19 protein-coding genes and 1 pseudogene are annotated in these 18035 nt (G+C 35.2%); 16 read left to right on the top strand and 4 right to left on the bottom strand.

The annotated features are described in order from the left end of the window. Nucleotides 1-166 precede the first annotated feature (166 nt). The 14 genes and pseudogenes from SJY24_RS20215 to SJY24_RS20150 all read left to right on the top strand — a co-directional run bounded on the left by SJY24_RS20215 (nucleotide 167) and on the right by SJY24_RS20150 (nucleotide 11948). The gene (locus SJY24_RS20215) at nucleotides 167-1639 is read left to right on the top strand and encodes a 4-hydroxyphenylacetate 3-hydroxylase family protein (RefSeq protein WP_377865944.1); all 1473 of its coding nucleotides are present in this window, start codon (nucleotides 167-169) and stop codon (nucleotides 1637-1639) included. A 149-nt stretch (nucleotides 1640-1788) separates the two neighbouring features. Beyond that, nucleotides 1789-2535 carry an IclR family transcriptional regulator gene (locus tag SJY24_RS20210; RefSeq protein ID WP_000561977.1) on the top strand — a complete coding sequence of 249 codons (747 nt, stop codon included), beginning with the start codon at nucleotides 1789-1791 and terminating at the stop codon, nucleotides 2533-2535. Nucleotides 2536-2551: 16 nt separating this feature from the next. Beyond that, complete coding sequence (locus tag SJY24_RS20205) at nucleotides 2552-3082, top strand: FAD synthetase family protein (protein WP_001220346.1); 531 nt, start codon at nucleotides 2552-2554, stop codon at nucleotides 3080-3082. 46 nt (nucleotides 3083-3128) lie between these two features. Then, nucleotides 3129-3668, top strand: a complete 540-nt coding sequence (gene nbaC, locus SJY24_RS20200; RefSeq protein ID WP_000047731.1) for a 3-hydroxyanthranilate 3,4-dioxygenase — start codon at nucleotides 3129-3131, stop codon at nucleotides 3666-3668. Continuing rightward, nucleotides 3653-4691, top strand: a pseudogene (locus SJY24_RS20195) (amidohydrolase family protein). Before nbaC ends, SJY24_RS20195 begins: the two are co-directional and overlap by 16 nt. Further along, complete coding sequence (locus SJY24_RS20190; RefSeq protein WP_377865943.1) at nucleotides 4669-5127, top strand: RidA family protein; 459 nt, start codon at nucleotides 4669-4671, stop codon at nucleotides 5125-5127. Before SJY24_RS20195 ends, SJY24_RS20190 begins: the two are co-directional and overlap by 23 nt. A gap of 12 nt (nucleotides 5128-5139) precedes the next feature. Next, complete coding sequence (locus SJY24_RS20185) at nucleotides 5140-6609, top strand: aldehyde dehydrogenase (protein WP_001031173.1); 1470 nt, start codon at nucleotides 5140-5142, stop codon at nucleotides 6607-6609. A gap of 127 nt (nucleotides 6610-6736) precedes the next feature. Next, entirely contained in the window at nucleotides 6737-7510 is a 774-nt protein-coding gene (locus SJY24_RS20180) for a 2-keto-4-pentenoate hydratase (RefSeq protein ID WP_000905638.1), read from the top strand. A gap of 30 nt (nucleotides 7511-7540) precedes the next feature. Further along, nucleotides 7541-8440 (top strand): acetaldehyde dehydrogenase (acetylating), encoded by a 900-nt coding sequence (locus tag SJY24_RS20175; protein ID WP_377865942.1) that lies wholly within the window; start codon nucleotides 7541-7543, stop codon nucleotides 8438-8440. After that, entirely contained in the window at nucleotides 8427-9452 is a 1026-nt protein-coding gene (gene dmpG, locus SJY24_RS20170) for a 4-hydroxy-2-oxovalerate aldolase (protein ID WP_377865941.1), read from the top strand. The genes SJY24_RS20175 and dmpG overlap by 14 nt, the downstream gene beginning before the upstream one ends. 3 nt (nucleotides 9453-9455) lie before the next feature. Further along, complete coding sequence (locus SJY24_RS20165) at nucleotides 9456-10244, top strand: 2-keto-4-pentenoate hydratase (protein ID WP_377865940.1); 789 nt, start codon at nucleotides 9456-9458, stop codon at nucleotides 10242-10244. 15 nt (nucleotides 10245-10259) lie between these two features. Beyond that, the gene (locus tag SJY24_RS20160) at nucleotides 10260-10460 is read left to right on the top strand and encodes a 4-oxalocrotonate tautomerase (protein WP_377867285.1); all 201 of its coding nucleotides are present in this window, start codon (nucleotides 10260-10262) and stop codon (nucleotides 10458-10460) included. 114 nt (nucleotides 10461-10574) lie between these two features. Next, nucleotides 10575-11165, top strand: coding sequence for a histidine phosphatase family protein (locus tag SJY24_RS20155; RefSeq protein ID WP_377865939.1), 591 nt, complete (start codon nucleotides 10575-10577; stop codon nucleotides 11163-11165). 6 nt (nucleotides 11166-11171) lie between these two features. Further along, complete coding sequence (locus SJY24_RS20150; RefSeq protein WP_377865938.1) at nucleotides 11172-11948, top strand: Cof-type HAD-IIB family hydrolase; 777 nt, start codon at nucleotides 11172-11174, stop codon at nucleotides 11946-11948. Nucleotides 11949-11955: 7 nt separating this feature from the next. On the opposite strand, the gene SJY24_RS20145 is transcribed toward SJY24_RS20150, so the two are convergent. Further along, nucleotides 11956-12417, bottom strand: a complete 462-nt coding sequence (locus SJY24_RS20145; RefSeq protein ID WP_377865937.1) for a DinB family protein — start codon at nucleotides 12415-12417, stop codon at nucleotides 11956-11958. Nucleotides 12418-12588: 171 nt separating this feature from the next. On the opposite strand from SJY24_RS20145, the gene alr reads away from it, so the two are divergent. Beyond that, a complete protein-coding gene (alr, locus tag SJY24_RS20140; RefSeq protein ID WP_377865936.1) occupies nucleotides 12589-13764 on the top strand; it encodes an alanine racemase in 1176 nt (391 codons plus the stop codon). Nucleotides 13765-13784: 20 nt separating this feature from the next. On the opposite strand, the gene SJY24_RS20135 is transcribed toward alr, so the two are convergent. The 3 genes from SJY24_RS20135 to SJY24_RS20125 are packed head-to-tail and all read right to left on the bottom strand — an operon-like array spanning nucleotide 13785 to nucleotide 16280. Then, nucleotides 13785-14498: a class I SAM-dependent methyltransferase gene (locus SJY24_RS20135; RefSeq protein ID WP_377865935.1), complete on the bottom strand. Its 714-nt coding sequence runs from the start codon at nucleotides 14496-14498 to the stop codon at nucleotides 13785-13787. After that, nucleotides 14491-15378 carry a GNAT family N-acetyltransferase gene (locus SJY24_RS20130; RefSeq protein WP_377867284.1) on the bottom strand — a complete coding sequence of 296 codons (888 nt, stop codon included), beginning with the start codon at nucleotides 15376-15378 and terminating at the stop codon, nucleotides 14491-14493. Before SJY24_RS20130 ends, SJY24_RS20135 begins: the two co-directional genes overlap by 8 nt. A gap of 23 nt (nucleotides 15379-15401) precedes the next feature. Beyond that, a complete protein-coding gene (locus tag SJY24_RS20125; RefSeq protein ID WP_377865934.1) occupies nucleotides 15402-16280 on the bottom strand; it encodes an aminoglycoside phosphotransferase family protein in 879 nt (292 codons plus the stop codon). Between the two features lie 386 nt (nucleotides 16281-16666). Here SJY24_RS20125 and SJY24_RS20120 point away from each other — a divergent pair, with 386 nt between their 5' ends. Beyond that, nucleotides 16667-17875: a macrolide family glycosyltransferase gene (locus SJY24_RS20120; RefSeq protein ID WP_377865933.1), complete on the top strand. Its 1209-nt coding sequence runs from the start codon at nucleotides 16667-16669 to the stop codon at nucleotides 17873-17875. Nucleotides 17876-18035 lie beyond the last annotated feature (160 nt).

Below are 18035 nucleotides of genomic sequence, written 5' to 3'. Positions count from 1 at the left end.
GGAAACCGTTCCTTTTTCGTGTTGTTTAAAAAAAATTAAGATTTCATAATGTGAAATAAGAGCGAAATTGTACGTATTAAAATTGATATAATGATTGAAAATTCAGTCATCAAATAGAGTTTCTAAACTTTTTAGTATATTATTATGGGAAATTGGAGGGGAAAGAATGGCAATTAGAACAGGGGAACAGTATATTGAAGGATTACGAAAAAGAAATCCTGAAATTTGGATTGGTGGAAGAAAAGTAACAGATGTAGTAAATGAAGATGTTTTTCGCGAACCTATTTTACAAATTGCTAACTTATATGATATGCAGCACAATCTAGAATATCAGGATAAGATTACTCATATATGCGAAGAGACAGGGGAAAGGGTCTCAAATGCCTTTTTAGTGCCAAAAAATTATGAGGATTTAAAAGCACGTCGTGAATTATTTGAAGTATGGGCAAAAGCTACCTTCGGTTTAATGGGAAGAACACCAGATTTTTTAAATGTAACAGTAACTTCAATGGCAAGTAATTCTTGGTTTTTTGAGAAGTTCAATCCAGAATGGGGAGCGAATATAAAGAATTATTATAAACATATACGGGATAATGATTTATTTTTAACACATGCGATTATTAATCCGCAAAATGATCGTAGTAAGGCTTCTCATCAACAAGAAGATGAAACTATGCATTTAGGTGTAGTAAGTGAAACAGCAGAAGGGATGTATGTTAGTGGTGCTAAAATGTTAGCGACACTCGCCCCTATTACAGACGAGGTAATTATATATTCCTATCCAAGTTTTAAGCCAGGTGATGAACGTCATGCAATCTCTTTTGCAGTACCAATTGATGCACCAGGACTAAGAATTCTTTGTCGTGAGCCAATGCAAGATGGAAAACGTTCTCTATTTGATCATCCACTTGCATCAAGGTTTGAGGAAATGGATGCATTACTAGTATTTCATAATGTGTTTATCCCATGGGATAAAGTATTTGTTTATCAAAATATAGAAGCTGGGAATCAATTGTATCCTAAAACAGGAATTGGTCATCAGCCAGCGCATCAATCTGGAGTAAGAGGATTAGTAAAGCTTTCTTTCGCTGCTGAAGTAGCTATGAAATTAGCAGATTCGATAGGAGTAGATGGATTTTTGAATGTACAAAACCAGTTAGCAGAACTTATGCAAGATGTAGAAACGATACGTGCGCTCTTACAAGTAGCTGAGTATGAATATGAAACGAATCCATATGGAGAAGTTATTCCTGCAAGGTTGCCACTTGATACAATACGCAGTTTATTACCTAAAATGTATCCACGTGCAATTGAGATTATTCAAACCATTGGTGCTGGTGGATTATTAATGTCACCGACAGGTGCAGATTTTATGAATCCCGAAATTCAAGACGATATGGAAAAATACTATATTGGGCGTGAAGGAGTATCTTCTGAGGAACGAGTTCGTTTATTTAAATTAGCATGGGATTTATGTGGAGAAGCTTTTGGACAACGGTTATTACAATATGAGCGTTATTATTCTGGAGATCCGGTACGTAAAATGGGAATGTTTTATAATGCGTACAAAAAACAACAAACGTTTTCCCTAGTAAACAATGCTTTGCAATCAAGTTCATCTGAAGGTGCTTTAAGTTAAATAAAAATGTTTGCGCTTACATTTTTATTTAGAAAAGGAAGGAGCAACAGATGATAACAAGAATTTTACTGTTAGGATGTAAATCTTCTTATATTTTTAACAACATCTAAAACTAGAGAACTGTAACTGGAATAGGGGAGGTAAATGATTTGATCGCTTCTATCAGTAAAATTTGTAAAATTCTAAATTGTTTTACGAGTGATGAGCCTGTACTAGGTAATTCTGAAATAGCGGAAAAACTAAATATGAATGCAAGTACGGTTCATCACCTTGTTCGTACGTTGTGTGAAGAAGGAATGCTCATTCAAGATGAGCAAAGAAAATATAGATTAGGCTGGAAATTGTTAGAGTGGGGAAACCAGGTTATGTTTCAGCAAGAGATTTATAGCGGAGCAATTCCACTTGTAGAAGAGCTTGTTAGAAATTTTAATGGGACTGTGCATATTGGTATGTATGATCGTGGTGATGTCGTATTTATTTTGAAAGTGTCATCAAGGGAATCAGTTCAAATTTCAACACATGTTGGATCAAGAGAGCCTGCATATTGTACAAGTACAGGGAAAGTGTTGCTTTCGTTCCATTCATCTTCATTAGAATGTACGTCAGAAAAAGAACTTTTACGACGAGCCCCTAATACAATTACTTGCGTGAAACAATTCCAAGTGGAGTTACAGAAGATTCGTAAACAAGGATATTCAATTAGTGATAATGAAAATGAACATGGACTATATGGAATTGCTGCTCCAATTCGATCTTATACTGGCAGAACTATTGCGGCGCTTAATATTGTTGGTCCCATTTCATATATGCAGGGAAGTCAACGTGAAATCATAATTCAAAGTGTGATGAATACAGCAAATTTGATTTCAAAGGAATTTGGTTATTTAGAAATCTAACTCTAGAAGAAGAGAGATGAGAATCATTTATATACATGAGCAGTGTATACCTGAATTAATGAAATCAATTGTTTCAATTGGTGCTTTTGATGGTGTACATAAAGGCCATCAAACTGTTATTAAAAATACGGTTGAGAAGGCAAAGGAATTAAAGATAACAAATGTTGTGTATACATTTGATCCACCACCACGTTCTTATTTTCAAGGGGCGCAAATATTAACACCCATAGAAGAGAAGGTGAAACGTCTTCAAAATCTCGGTGTTGAACATGTAATTGTAATTCGGTTTGATGAGTCATATATAACCAAAAGTGCGAGCTGTTTTGTTCAAGACTTAAAAAGGCTAAATCCTGTAGACATTTATATTGGTCAAGATTTTAGGTTCGGAAAAAATCGAGAAGGTAATATAGAGCTGCTAAGAGAACACTTCAATATTTCTATAGTGAAAGATGTTTGCTGTGAAGAAGGTGAGCGAATATCTTCAACGAGAATTAGAAATTATGTATGTCATGGAGAGTTGCAAAAGTCTAGCTCTTTACTCGGTTAGTCTTTTAAAACGATATAAATAGAAGGAATAAAGAGGAGGAAATAATATGTCTAAAACTTTGCAATCTTTTAATTTACTAAAATGGATTGATGAGAATAAGGAGTTATTGAAGCCGCCAGTAAATAATAAAGTTATTTGGCAAGATTCGGAATTTATTGCCATGATATTAGGTGGTCCAAATAGAAGACGTGATTTTCACGTAGATCCTTCAGATGAATTTTTCTATCAAATTAAAGGTGAATGTTATGTGGAGTGTATTACAGAGGAAGGTAAGCGGGAAGTCGTCACAGTAAAAGAAGGGGATGTATTTATGCTGCCAGCTATGGTACCACATTCACCACACCGTGTTGCTAATACATTTGGGCTAGTAATTGAAAGAAAACGTAGCCAAGGAGAACTTGAGGATTTCGTTTGGTTCTGTGACGAGTGTAATCATGAAATGCATCGTGTGCGTGTTCAATTAAATGATATTGAAAAGCAAGTAAAAGAAGCAATTCATAGTTTTAATTCGAATAAGGAAATTCGAGCATGTAAGCACTGTGGTCACATTATGCCAGAAGAAGTGGAGGAATGGAAGTGCGAATAGATTTTCATACACATATTATTCCTGAGACTTTTCCGGATTTTGAAGAGAAGTTTGGTGGTGGTCGTTCTGCCGATATTAAATCGGACTTGTACATGTGGTGCAAGTATTATGGTTGGAGGTAAAAACTTTCGTGACGTTACAGACCAAGTCTGGTGCCCTAAGAAAAGAATTGAAGATATGGACCGTGAAGGTGTAGATATTCAAGTTTTATCGCCAATCCCTGTTACATTTTCGTATTGGGCAAAACCAGAGGAAGCCGAAAGTATGGCACGTATTCAAAATGATTTTATTGCAGAAACCGTTTCAGCACATCCAGATCGTTTTGTAGGGCTAGGAACAGTTCCGATGCAAGATGGAGAAACTGCAATTCGTGAAATGGAGCGTTGTATAACGGAATTAAATTTACATGGTATTGAAATTGGTACAAACGTAAATGGTAAAAATTTAGATGATCCATCGTTTATTGAATTCTTTCGAATGGCTGAAAAATGGCAAGTTCCGATTTTTATTCACCCATGGGAAACATTAGGGCGCGATAGAATGCCACATCATAATTTTATGTATACAGTCGGGATGCCAAGTGAAACAGCACTTGCGGCAGCTACACTAATATGTAGTGGGATAATGGAGAAATTTCCACGGTTAAAGGTTTGTTTTGCACATGGGGGAGGGTCTTTCCCATATATTTTGCCAAGATTAGATCAAGGATGGAAAGTATGGCCGCATTTACGGTTGACTACACACCCTCCTAGTTATTATGCAAAGAAATTTTATTTTGATTCTTTAAATTATGATCCTATTAATTTGAAATATATGATTGAAAGATTTGGACATGAAAAAATTTTCATGGGCTCAGATTATCCATTTTTATTGCGAGAAGTTGATCCTGGAAAAGTGATTGATGAAACAGTCGGTTTATCGGAGGAACAAAAAGCAGCGATGCTTGGGGGAAATGCTGCGGAATTTTTAAATATTGATATAAAAAAACGAGGTGTAGCATATGCAGAGATTACAAGCACCTGAGAGCAAATTAAGTGAGTTAGGAATCACACTACCAGCTATTCGCCCAGCAGTTGGAAATTATGTTAGTTGTGTAAAAGTAGGTAACTTATTGTTTACTGCAGGACAAGGTGTAGATGAGTATCACGGAAAGTTAGGAAAGGATATTTCAATTGATGAAGGATATAAAGCAGCAAGACAATCCATGTTGAATTTATTGAGTGTTGTGAGAAACGAACTAGGTGATTTAAATAAGGTGAAACGAGTTGTAAAGCTACTTGGTTTTGTAAATAGTACGGAAGATTTTATTAATCAGCCAAAAGTAATGAATGGGGCATCTGATGTATTAGTAGATATTTTTGGAGAAAAGGGAAAACACGCCCGATCTGCAGTCGGTATGGCTCAATTACCTAATAACACAACAATTGAAATTGAGATGGTTTTAGAAATTGAGGAGTAGGAGGTAAGGAAGGTGAACAAAGAATTATTAGCTGACAAAATGAAAGTGAAAAATGCGAAATTGTTTATTGATGGACAATATGTGGATTCCATATCTGGCGAAACATTTGATACGTTCAATCCAGCGACGAATAGAAAACTTGCTTCTATTGCAAAGGCAAATGAAGAGGACACAAAAAGAGCAATTGATGTGGCAGAACGTACATTTAAAAGCGGCATTTGGAGTAAAATGCCTGTGGAAGAGCGGTCGAATATTTTATGCAAAATGTCAGATTTGATTATGGAAAGAGTGGATGAACTAGCATATATAGAAACTCTTGATGTTGGAAAACCGATTAAAGAAAGCAAAGGATTCGATATACCACGTTCGGCTCATAATTTTCGCTTCTTTGCTGAAATGGCTAAATATATGGTGCATGAGCATTATGACAAACATAACTTTATGTCATATGCAAAGTATGCTCCCGCGGGAGTGACAAGTTTAATCATTCCTTGGAATTTGCCATTTATGCAAATGACGTGGAAAGCATCAGCTGCACTTGCTTCTGGTAATACTGTTGTTGTCAAGCCGGCCTCTTATACTCCATTAAGTGCAGTTATGCTTGGTGAAATTGCAAATGATGCAGGACTACCTCCAGGTGTACTTAATATTATTACAGGTCCAGGGAATACTGTCGGGACAAAAATGACAACACATCCAGCTGTAAGAAGAATTTCATTTGTTGGAGAAAGTAATACAGGAAAAACAATTATGCGTAATGCATCAGAAAACTTAATACCTGTTTCATTAGAATTAGGGGGCAAATCAGCAAATATCGTATTTGAAGATGCAGATTTAGATGAAGCGGTACAAGGATCGATTGAAGCTATTTATCGGAACCAAGGAGAAATTTGTTTAGCTGGTTCAAGATTACTTGTGCAAGAAAGTGTATATGAACAGTTTTTAGAGAAATTTGTAGCGGCTGTAAAAAGAATAAAAGTTGGAGATCCTCTTTCTGAAGATACAGATATGGGAGCGCTTGTATCAAAATCTCATTTAGAAACAGTTGATCGTTATGTAGAAATAGGAATTTCAGAAGGGGCAAAATTAGCCTATGGTGGAAAAAGAGTGGAGAGTCTAGTAGAAGGAAACTTTTATGAACCTACTATTCTATATGATGTTGATAACAGTATGCGTGTAGCACAAGAAGAGATATTTGGCCCAGTTCTAGTTGTTATTCCATTTAAAACGGAAGAGGATGCAATTCGCATTGCGAATGATTCCATTTATGGACTAGCTGGAGTTGTTTGGACAAATGATCTTAGACGAGCGCAACGAGTGGTTTCACAAATCGATTCAGGCTTATTATGGATTAATTGTTGGTATGTTCGAGATTTACGTACTCCATTTGGCGGTTCGAAGGCGAGTGGGATTGGTAGAGAAGGTGGACGTCATAGTTTCGAATTTTATACGGAAGCTAAGACGGTTACGATGAAATTATAAAGGTGATGTTTTAACTTAAAGTTCAAAGCTCTCATCTGACATTTATGGAAATAAAATAGTTAGGTGGGGGCTAGTTATATTGTCGTTGATAGGGGATATATAAATTTGAAAAATGAGGTGAAAGCAATTGTTAATTAAAGAATTAGCTGATGAACTATTACAAGCTGAAAATTCACGAGTAGGGATACCTCCATTTACTGAGAGATATGCTAATTTATCTGTTGAGGATGCTTATAATATTCAGCTTGAAGTAGTAGAAAGAAAGTTGGAGAATGGGCGTTGTGTAATTGGAAAGAAAGTTGGACTTACGAGTGTTGCAATGCAACAGATGCTTGGGGTAAATGAACCAGATTATGGACATTTACTGGACGATATGAAGATAGAAAATGGTAGTGAAATTTCAATAAGTTCCTTTGTAGCTCCCAAAATAGAAGCAGAAATAGGGTTTGTTTTAGCAGAAGACTTAAATGGGCCTAATATTACATATGTTGACGTACTAATGGCGACGAAATATGTAGTGCCTACACTTGAAATTATTGATAGTCGAATTGCTGATTGGAAAATTCGGCTTGCTGATACAGTGGCGGATAATGGATCGTCGGCAAAAGTTGTAATTGGTGATACATTCTCTAGCGTTGATAAAGTAGATTTACGTACAACTGGAATGACACTTTATAAAAATAATAGTTTAATTGCAACGGGTGCTGGTGCGGCTGCATTAGGGCATCCTGCGCAAGCTGTTGCTTGGCTAGCTAATAAACTTCATGAGTTTAATATTGGATTAAAAGCAGGGGAGTTAATTTTACCAGGTGCGTTATCTGGTGCAGTCTCAGTAAATAGTAAAGATAGTATTCATGCTGATTTCGGTTCACTCGGATCGGTTTCTGTTACCTTCATATAGATTAAAAGATTGAAAAAAGGGGGGATAGATGTGGAGAAAGTAAAGGTAGCCATTATTGGATCAGGTAATATTGGCACGGATTTAATGTATAAATTAAGAAAAAGTGAAGTCATAGAGCTGAATGCCATGATTGGAATAGATTCGGAATCGGATGGTTTAAAGCGAGCAAAAGAAGCGGGATACGAGATTTTTGATAATGGAATACAAGCAATTATTGATAATCCAAATTTAGCCGATATTGTATTTGATGCAACTTCAGCTAAAGCACATAGTCACCATGCAAAAGTATTAGGGGAGCTTGGGAAAATAATAATCGACTTAACACCTGCTGCATGTGGGCCGTTCGTTTGCCCTGCTATACAAAATAATAATTTTGTAGATAAGCAAAACGTTAATATGATTACGTGCGGGGGACAAGCAACGATTCCGATTGTTTATGCTATTAATGAGGTAGCAAATGTTACATATGCAGAGATAGTTGCTACAATTTCAAGTTTAAGTGCAGGTCCAGGTACAAGGGCAAATATTGATGAATTTACAATTACGACGAGGCGCGGAATTGAGGAAATTGGTGGGGCAGATCAAGGGAAAGCACTTATTATATTAAACCCTGCTGAGCCTCCTATATTAATGAGAGATACAGTATATTGTGAAGTTAAGTATATGGATGAGGCTTCTATCCAAGAAGCGATTCAAAAGATGGTTGAAGTAGTTAGGACGTATGTTCCAGGTTATTCTTTAAAACAAGAGCCGATGTTTGATGGGAATCGTGTAACTGTATTTTTAGAGGTTGAAGGAGCAGGAGATTATTTTCCCCCTTATGCCGGTAATTTAGATATTATGACAGCAGCGTCATTAAAAGTAGCTGAAGAATTCGCAGCACAAATCATTTCAGAGAAGAAAAGAGGTGTAATGAATGAGGCGAAATAGTGAAATGCCAGTGAAAATAACGGAAGTTTGTTTACGTGATGGAAGCCATGTAATGAAACATCAATTTACAGAAGAACAAGTTCGATCTGTTACAAGGGCATTAGATGAGGCCGGTATGCATTATATCGAAGTGAGTCATGGAGATGGTTTAGGTGGTTCTACATTACAATATGGAAAGTCATTAGTTAACGAAATGAAGCTAATTGAGGCAGCAGTAGATGAGTGTAAGCAAGCTAAAGTAGCTGTTTTGTTAATTCCTGGTATTGGAACTATCCATGAATTAAAGCAAGCTGCAAATATTGGTGCGAAACTTGTTCGTGTAGCAACGCATGTAACAGAAGCGGATGTTTCAGCTCAGCATATTCAATTTGCGCGTGAGTTAGGTATGGAAGTGTGCGGTTTTTTAATGATGGCACATTCTGCACCGGTTGAAAAATTAGTAGAACAAGCAAAGCTTATGGAGGATTATGGTGCAGAAGCAATTTATGTAACTGATTCGGCTGGTGCTTTATTACCCCACGAAGTACGTGAGCGTATTCGTGCATTACGTCAATCTTTAAATATAGAAATTGGTTTCCATGGTCATAATAATCTTTCGATTGCAGTAGCGAATACAGTCACTGCAATTGAGGAAGGTGCGACACGTATTGACGGAAGCGTGCGGTGTCTTGGGGCAGGAGCTGGAAATGCCCAAACAGAAGTATTGCTAGCTGTTTTGGATCGTATGGGATATAAGCTAGATATAGATTTATATAAGATGATGGACGTAGCTGAGGAGGTTGTTGCCCCTTTATTACCAGTACCACAAGAAATCCAAAAAGGTAGTCTAGTAATGGGATATGCTGGTGTATACTCTAGCTTTTTATTACATGCTGAAAGAGCGGCAAAACGCTTTAATGTAGATGCCCGTGATATTTTAATAGAACTGGGGAAAAGAAAAGTAGTTGGAGGGCAAGAGGATATGATTTTAGATGTCGCGGCAGAATTAGCAAAGATAAAAACGGGGGTGTAAAAGATGGCTTTAGTGAAAGGAGCAGATTTAGAAATTGTGGAGTATTTACTTCAAGCTGAAAAGGAAAGGAAAGAAGTAGTAAAAGTAACGGATAAGCACCCAGATTTAACAGTAGAGGATGCTTATAAATTACAAAAATGTTTAATTGAACAGAAAATGAACGAAGGTTCTAAAAGAGTTGGTGTGAAACTTGGGTTAACGAGTAAAGCAAAACAGCAAATGATGGGTATTGATGAAGCGATATACGGATATTTATTGGAAGATATGTTAGCGTTCGAATGGGAGCCATTGCAATACGAAACATTGATTCATCCAAAAGTAGAACCAGAGATTGCTTTTTTAATAGGTGAGGATTTACAGGGAACGAATGTGACAGCAGATGATGTATTAAAGGCAACAAAATATGTTGCGCCAGCTTTAGAGATTATTGATAGCAGGTATTTAAATTTTAAATTTACATTACCTGATGTAATAGCAGATAATTGTTCATCTTCAAAGTTTTTATTAGGAAGTAGATGGATGGATGCTAAAGAAATAGACTTAGCTAGTGTAGGGATGGTTATGTCGAAAAATGGTAAGATTGCTACAACTGGAACGGGGGCAGCAGTACTGGGACAACCAGCAGAGGCAATTGCTTGGGCGGTAAATAAACTTGGTTTACAAAATGAAGGATTAAAAAAAGGTGATATCGTATTAAGTGGGGCATTATCTGAAGCGATTGCATTTAAAGCAGGAGATTCCATAATTGCACAATTTGATGATTTAGGAAGTGTAGCGATGTTTTGTGAATAAATAGTAAAGCGAGAGATAAAAATGCCAATTATACAAATTCAAATAATAGAAGGTAGAAAGCAGGAGCAAATTCAAAATCTAATATTTGATGTTACAGAGGCAGTTGCGAAAAACTTAGATGTAGATGTTGGACGGGTTCGTGTTTTAGTGAATGAAATCCCAAGTTCGCATTGGGGAGTTGGAGGAAAGTCAAAAGATTGTTTAAAAGAAAGTTAGTAATAAAAGCAATTTTCATTCTTTTATGAATGGGGATTGCTTTTATTATTTTGAAAATTTTTGATAATATGTTAAAATTTAATCTTGGTTTTAAGGAGATAAGGGGGAATAAGAATGCAAATATTACTAATACGCCACGGAGAATCCGAAGCAGACATTTTACATGTACATGAAGGACGAGCTGACTTTGAATTAACAGAAAAGGGAAGACAGCAAGTGCAAAGGCTTGTACAGAAAGTGAAAGCAGATTTCCCGCCAGATTTCATTTGGGCAAGTACATTAAAACGCGCTCGCGAAACTGGTGAAACATTAGCAGAAGGAATTGGGTGTCCCATTCAATTAGAAGAGGAATTAATGGAGTTTAATAATGGGGTACAAGCCGGGTTATCATTTGAAGAGGCGAAAAAATATCCAGAGCCAAAGTTTCTTCATGATCGTTTTGAAAGCGGGGAATCATTCATTGAATTTAGAATGAGAATAGAAGGAATCTTTTCTAAAATCGTGACAGAGAATACATATGACCGAATTGCAATTGTTGCACATGGTGGTGTAATAAATAGTCTATTACGTGCATTTTTCAAAATGCCAATCTCAATGGACTATTACTTTAAAATAGGAGATACGGGAATAAGCTTAATTGAAATTGATGGTGAACAAAAAACGGTACATTTCATTAATGATACGAATCATTTGGACGGGATGTAAAGACCTATGTACAAAGTAGTGTTTTTTGATGTTGACGGTACTCTTTTAAGCGAGATTGATAGAAGTATGCATGAAAGCACAAAAGAAGCGATACAAAGGTTAATAGATAAAGGAATTCACATAGTTGTTACAACAGGGAGACCATATAGTTTATGCTCACAATTTAAAGAGCTGGGCATAAATACGTTTATTTCTGCAAATGGTGCACATATAAAATGTGCTGATGAAGTTATACATAAATCGGTACTTTCAAGTGAAATTCTTCATGATATTTCAAGTTTTGCTGAATTACACGGTCATAGTGTTTCTTATTTTACAGAAGAATTTGTAATGAATGGTATTGCCTCAAAAGACGAACGTGTAATACGAGCATTAAATGAAACGTTAAATTTAGAGTGTTATCCTGACAAAGTTAGAAACTTAACAGAAGAGATTTATTGTGTATGTCTGTATGCTGATGAAACAGAAGCCCGAAAATTCTTTGAAAGATATCCAGCACTTACGTTTGAACGTTTTCATGGTTACGTTATGAATGTGTTGGAAGATAATAAAGTATCGAAGCTAACTGCAATTCAAAAGGTATTGGAACACCTAAATATTTGTAAATCAGAAGCAATTGCTTTTGGAGATGGTGGGAATGATATTGAGATGTTACAGTATGTAGGATTAGGAATTGCGATGGGGAATGGCGGAGAAGAGTTAAAAACAAGAGCTGATTTCGTTACAAAGAAATCAAGTGAAGGTGGTATTTTATTTGCCTTAGAGAAGTTTCATGTCGTCTAACATACCTTTATTGAAATAAAGGTATGTTAGGATCTTTAATGTGCTCGCACAATAAAATATGAATTTGCCCGCGATGATGATAAAAGTGTGCAACGATTTCAAGCAACCATTCGAATCGAGAATAAGAAATCCCCCAATAAGCAGTCATAATTTCCGCTAACTCTTCATTGGAATAGGATAAGAAAGTTTTAGAAAGTAGTTCGTACCCTTTTATCATCATTTGTTGCATTTGAGTAATTGTTTTTGGTATTTGTTCTATATAAAAGGTATGTAATTTTTTTTCCGTAATACCATTTAAAATGAGTAAATCTGCATGGCAAATAAGAGAAAGATGTGCACACATTTCAAATAATGATCGCTTCGAGTGAATTGGTTGTATTTTTAAATCGTCTTCATTATATTGGTTAAGCATTTGAATAGAAGTATCAACAGCAGCTTTAAGTTGGTGCAACGCAGATTGTACAAACATTGTAATTCTCCTCATCTCCGTATATAATAGTTTCTTAAGGGTATTATATCATACTCAAAATTCCGAAAATTCTAGTAGTTTGACTAGCATATTGAAAAGTATTATATTGTAAAAGGTCATATGAAACGTGAAATAGAATGGAATGTAATTATTGAGTTAGGAGTTAGACCAATGAGCTTGAAATATGGAAGAGATACAATTGTTGAAGTTGACTTAAATGCTGTAAAACATAATGTAAAAGAATTTAAAAAACGTGTGAATGATGAAAATATTGCAATGATGGCTGCTGTAAAAGCGAATGGGTATGGTCATGGAGCAGTTGAAGTTGCGAAAGCTGCTATCGAAGCAGGAATAAACCAACTTGCAGTTGCATTTGTAGATGAAGCAATAGAATTAAGAGAAGCTGGAATCACTGTACCGATTTTAATTTTAGGCTATACATCAGTAGCAGCTGTGGAAGATGCAATTCAATATGACGTTATGATGACAGTTTATAGAATTGAAGACTTACAAAGTATAAATGAAATTGCAAACCGTCTTCAAAAGAAAGCACAAATTCAAGTGAAAATTGATACAGGAATGAGTCGTATCGGTTTACAAGAAGAAGAAGTGAAACCATTTTTAGAAGAATTAAACCGTATGGAGTATGTGGAAGTGGTAGGAATGTTTACACATTACTCTACCGCTGATGAAACTGATAAAGCATATACGAATATGCAAACAAGTTTATTCGAAAAAGCTGTAAATACAGCAAAAGAATTGGGAATTCATTTTCCATATATTCATAGTTCAAACAGTGCAGGATCAATGGAAGTTAGCAACACATTTCAAAATATGGTTCGTGTCGGTATTGGAATCTATGGAATGTATCCTTCGAAAGAAGTTGATCATACTGTTGTAGCGTTAAAACCAGCGTTGTCTTTAAAATCAAAAGTAGCTCATGTTAAACATGCGAAGAAAAATCGTGGTGTTAGTTATGGAAATACGTATGTAACAACGGGCGAAGAATGTATTGCAACTGTACCGATTGGTTATGCGGATGGTTATAATCGTCAGTTGTCTAATAAAGGACATGCATTAATAAACGGAGTTCGAGTACCTGTTATTGGCCGTGTTTGTATGGATCAGCTTATGCTAGATATTACGAAAGCAATGCCAGTACAAGTTGGAGATGAAGTTGTATTCTATGGCAAACAAGGCGAAGAAGAAATAGCGGTAGAAGAAATAGCAGATATGTTAGGGACAATTAACTATGAAGTTACATGTATGTTAGACAGAAGAATCCCACGTGTTTATAAAAAAAATAATGAAATAACTGCTGTTGTAAATATATTAAGAAAAAACTGAATCGTTATGATTCAGTTTTTTTATTTTTCACAAATGAAAAATGTTCTATTTGTGCCATGTAGTTGAATGTTTTTAAATCCTACAGATTCCAACGAAGAAATTATTTCTTCATTGGAGTAACAAGCTTCCTCAAAAGAAAAGTCACTTCTTTTCCAATTATCATTTATGTCATGTTTAAATAGAATGAAATTCATCTCTGCTCTGTGACTTTCATTATCATAAGTGGAATCGATGGTACAAACATATTCGCGTTCTGAAATATGAAAGGAAGCACTCCAATTTTCAAGAAAGCCTTTTTCCATATTCATATCAAATGCGAATGAGCCGCCATCATATAACGCAGAGTAAACGTTATGAAAAGTATTTTTTAGTTCATCTAATTTCATAATGTGGTTGAAGCTATCGCCGGCCGAGATGACATAGTGGAACTGCTCATCTACTTTGAAATAGCGCGCATCATCAACAAGGAAGGTTGCTTCTGATGCATTTTTGCGTGCATGTGCAATCATTTGAGCTGAACCGTCTATACCAGTGACAATGAAATTGTTATCGATTAATATTTTAGAAAGATGACCGGTTCCGCAGCAAAGGTCTAATATACGGGAGTGGGGAGCGGCATCTTGTAAAACGAATTTATGATAGGCTGGATAAGAGTGTTCTGCAAAATGTCCCCAATGTTTATTATAGATGTCTGCAAAAATATCATAATCAGAATAAATTAGTTTTTTAGACATATGTATTCTGCTCAAAATTCATTAAATTATAATAGTCATGCTTCGTCTTAATTTCAAAACCACATTGTGTATATAGTTTTAAAGCATTATTATTTTTCGTTTCGACGTCTAATTCAATTGTTGAAACTCCTTCTATAATAAGTGTATGTACCATATAACTAAGAATATCTTTACCATACCCTTTACCTTGATAAGAAGGATGAACTGCGAATCCTGATAGTGTAGTAGATTGCTCTTGCTCAGAAACGGTAATCGTTCCAATTGCTTTTTCATTAATAAGAGCAATGTAAACTTGATGAGAAGGTGAATTCATCATTTTCTGTAACCATGTAGCGGTATTTTCTACAGAATCTCCAAAGGCTTTACTGGAAATTTCAATAAGATTAAGAAGTGATTCTGAAGATGCAAGAGTGAGCTGTATAGTATTCTTTGTTGTTTTTTGCACTTCTTTTGCTTTGAACTCCATACTATATTCACTATATAAATAAGGTAACTTCATTTGTTTTGCAAATTCTTTCCCAGAAGCAGAAGCCCCATTCATAATAAGAAGAGCTTCATCTGCCTCCCTTATTCGTATTTCTTTCATTGCGGTTTGTAAAAGAGTGGTGCCTATATGTTGTTTCCTATAGTTTGGATGAACAAACCCTATTAACTCCAGTTTTGTCGGCCTTTCAAAGTCATACATACTTAATGCACCAATTAATTGAGTACCATCATAAAATATAAAATCATTTATCTTTTCTTTATTACGGGCAGTTAAAAAGTTGACATGTAAATCTGACGAGTAATCAATTTGATCGTGTTGTCCGCAAATATGAGATAAATCTTTCATTTGCTGAATTTCGTTTGCTGTTAAAGATTTCTTTTGTTCAATATTCATTTCATAATCCCTCGCAATCGGTTTTAAAAATAAGTTGGGTGACGTAACCACTTTTCTAACTCCACACTACCTTGAACAGATAATAAGCGATATAAATAACGATAAGGCTGTCTACATTGATCAAGATGAGGAATGGGCATAATGGTCTCATAACCTCGTTTAAAAGCACGAGCCTCTTTTTCTGTAAATACATATTCTAAGCCGATAAAATCAAACTCTCGAGGAGCAACTGCATAGGCTTCTGTATCTACTAAACCCGTAATAGTTGTACCATCTGATAAAAACTGAGTAGGATCCATATCAATTAAAACGAGTGTAGATTCCTTTGGTACAGGCAAGGAAGATAGCTGTGATCCAAAAGTATGAAATGCGTTATGGATGCTCGCGTTATCGGAATAGAACCCATTTACAAGATCTTTACTGACTTTTAATATGTGAGACTTAAATTCTGCTAGTGGAATGTGGAAAGTACTTGATGGGTTTCCTATAAACTTTGCTTGAAACGAATGAATTTCTGCTAGTCCTTTTCCAAGGCTGAATAAAATAGAATCAGGTTGTCCGATAAATGTTTGCAGCGTATTTCCGGTTAGTTTTTCGACGATTACATACTCTCGCTCATTTAAAACATGTTTTTGCAAAATAGTAGGGATGGGTAGGGTAGTATGCTTTTTCAATAATGCGTGTATTGTTTCTAAATGATGTACATGCCTTGGATCAATTCCAAAAAGGTTTTTACATCCCCACCAAAAATCATTGTTGGTCTTTTCAGTCATTTTTGAGGAACGAACAATAACTTCTTCAGCTTCTGTTTTAACAAGAAACACGTCGCTTGCATGGTCTACATAGCCTGGATGCAAAGTTTGAACAGATAAAATAGGTGAAGTGAATAGTTGCTGTAGCATGAAGTTGCTCCTTTTTCTGTAAATTCTATAAATTCATTATATAACAGAATATGTTCCAAGTGGATAATGATAGGAACAACATAGAACTTAAATACATTCATGGTGAGAAATCAGTGTGTAAATTATATTTTTCTAGTTTTGTATGAATTATCAAAATAATGTTTCTGATGATAAATCTATAAAAATACCCAAATATAAATCTCTTATTTTTCAGTAAATGAAGAGTTAAGTGTTCTTTTATGAGAGTTATCATGTAGGTTATGAAAAATATTTCTCAATAATAAAATGAAGAGAAAAATGTGAAGAAATAGAATAGATTCCTTTATAATAGTTTTAAATTAATTAATATAATTAATCATTAATAATATTAGATAGGAGAGAATATGATGGCAAATGTACTCGTAATAAATTTCCCTGGAGAAGGTCATATAAATCCGACTTTAGCTATTGTAAGTGAGTTAATTCGGCGAGGGGAGACAGTTGTTTCGTATTGTATTGAAGATTATAGAAAGAAGATTGAAGCAACAGGTGCAGAATTCCGAATGTTTGAGAATTTCCTCTCTCAAATTAATATTATGGAGCGAGTAAATGAAGGTGGGAGTCCTTTGACGATGCTGTCTCATATGATTGAAGCATCAGAGCGTATTGTTACTCAAATTGTAGAAGAAACAAAAGGGGAAAAGTATGATTACTTGATATACGATAATCATTTTCCAGTAGGACGTATTATAGCCAATTTTTTAAAATTACCTAGCGTTTCTTCTTGTACAACGTTTGCTTTTAATCAGTACATTACTTTTAACGATGAACATGAATCAAGAAAAGTAGATGAAACGAATCCATTGTATCAATCTTGTTTAGCAGGAATGGAAAAATGGAATAGACAGTATGGAATGAAATGTAATAGTATGTATGATATTATGAACCATCCTGGTGATATTACTATTGTATATACTTCAAAGGAATATCAGCCGCGTTCAGAGGTATTCGATGAATCGTATAAGTTTGTCGGCCCATCAATTGCTACGCGTAAAGAAGTAGGGCGCTTTCCTATGGAAGATTTAAAAGATAAAAAATTGATTTTCATTTCTATGGGAACAGTTTTTAATGAACAACCTGAGCTATATGAAAAATGTTTTGAAGCGTTTAAAGATGTAGAAACGACAGTCATATTAGTTGTTGGTAAGAAGATAAATATAAGTCAATTTAAAAACATTCCGAATAACTTTAAGTTGTTTAATTATGTGCCGCAATTAGAAGTATTACAGCATGCTGATGTATTCGTGACACACGGTGGTATGAATAGTTCAAGTGAAGCACTATATTATGGTGTCCCATTAGTTGTAATTCCGGTAACAGGAGATCAGCCTTTAGTTGCGAAGCGAGTGAGTGAAGTAGGAGCTGGAATAAGGCTTAATTGTAAAGAATTAACTTCTGAATCGTTACGTGAAGCTGTAGAGAAAGTAACGTATGATGTAACGTTTAAGGAAAATAGTCGTAAAGTTGGAGAGTCACTTCGAAATGCTGGTGGGTATAATAGGGCAGTTGATGAAATATTAAAAATGAAAATGAATTCGTACTCAAAACTTAAATAAATGTTTGGAGCACACTTACTGTAATATGTAAGTGTGTTTCTATAAATAAATTACATAAAAAATCACTGTAAAGGTGAAACTTTTGTGTATATAAACTCATATCTTTGAATTAGTAGTAAAATTACGTTAAAATAATACTAAGAAAATACATAAGTTTTGG

The organism is Bacillus sp. R86525, from assembly GCF_042466195.1.
GTDB lineage: Bacteria > Bacillota > Bacilli > Bacillales > Bacillaceae_G > Bacillus_A > Bacillus_A nitratireducens.
The sequence above is the reverse complement of the archived record's forward strand: the minus strand, read 5'-3'. Positions and strand labels throughout refer to the sequence as shown.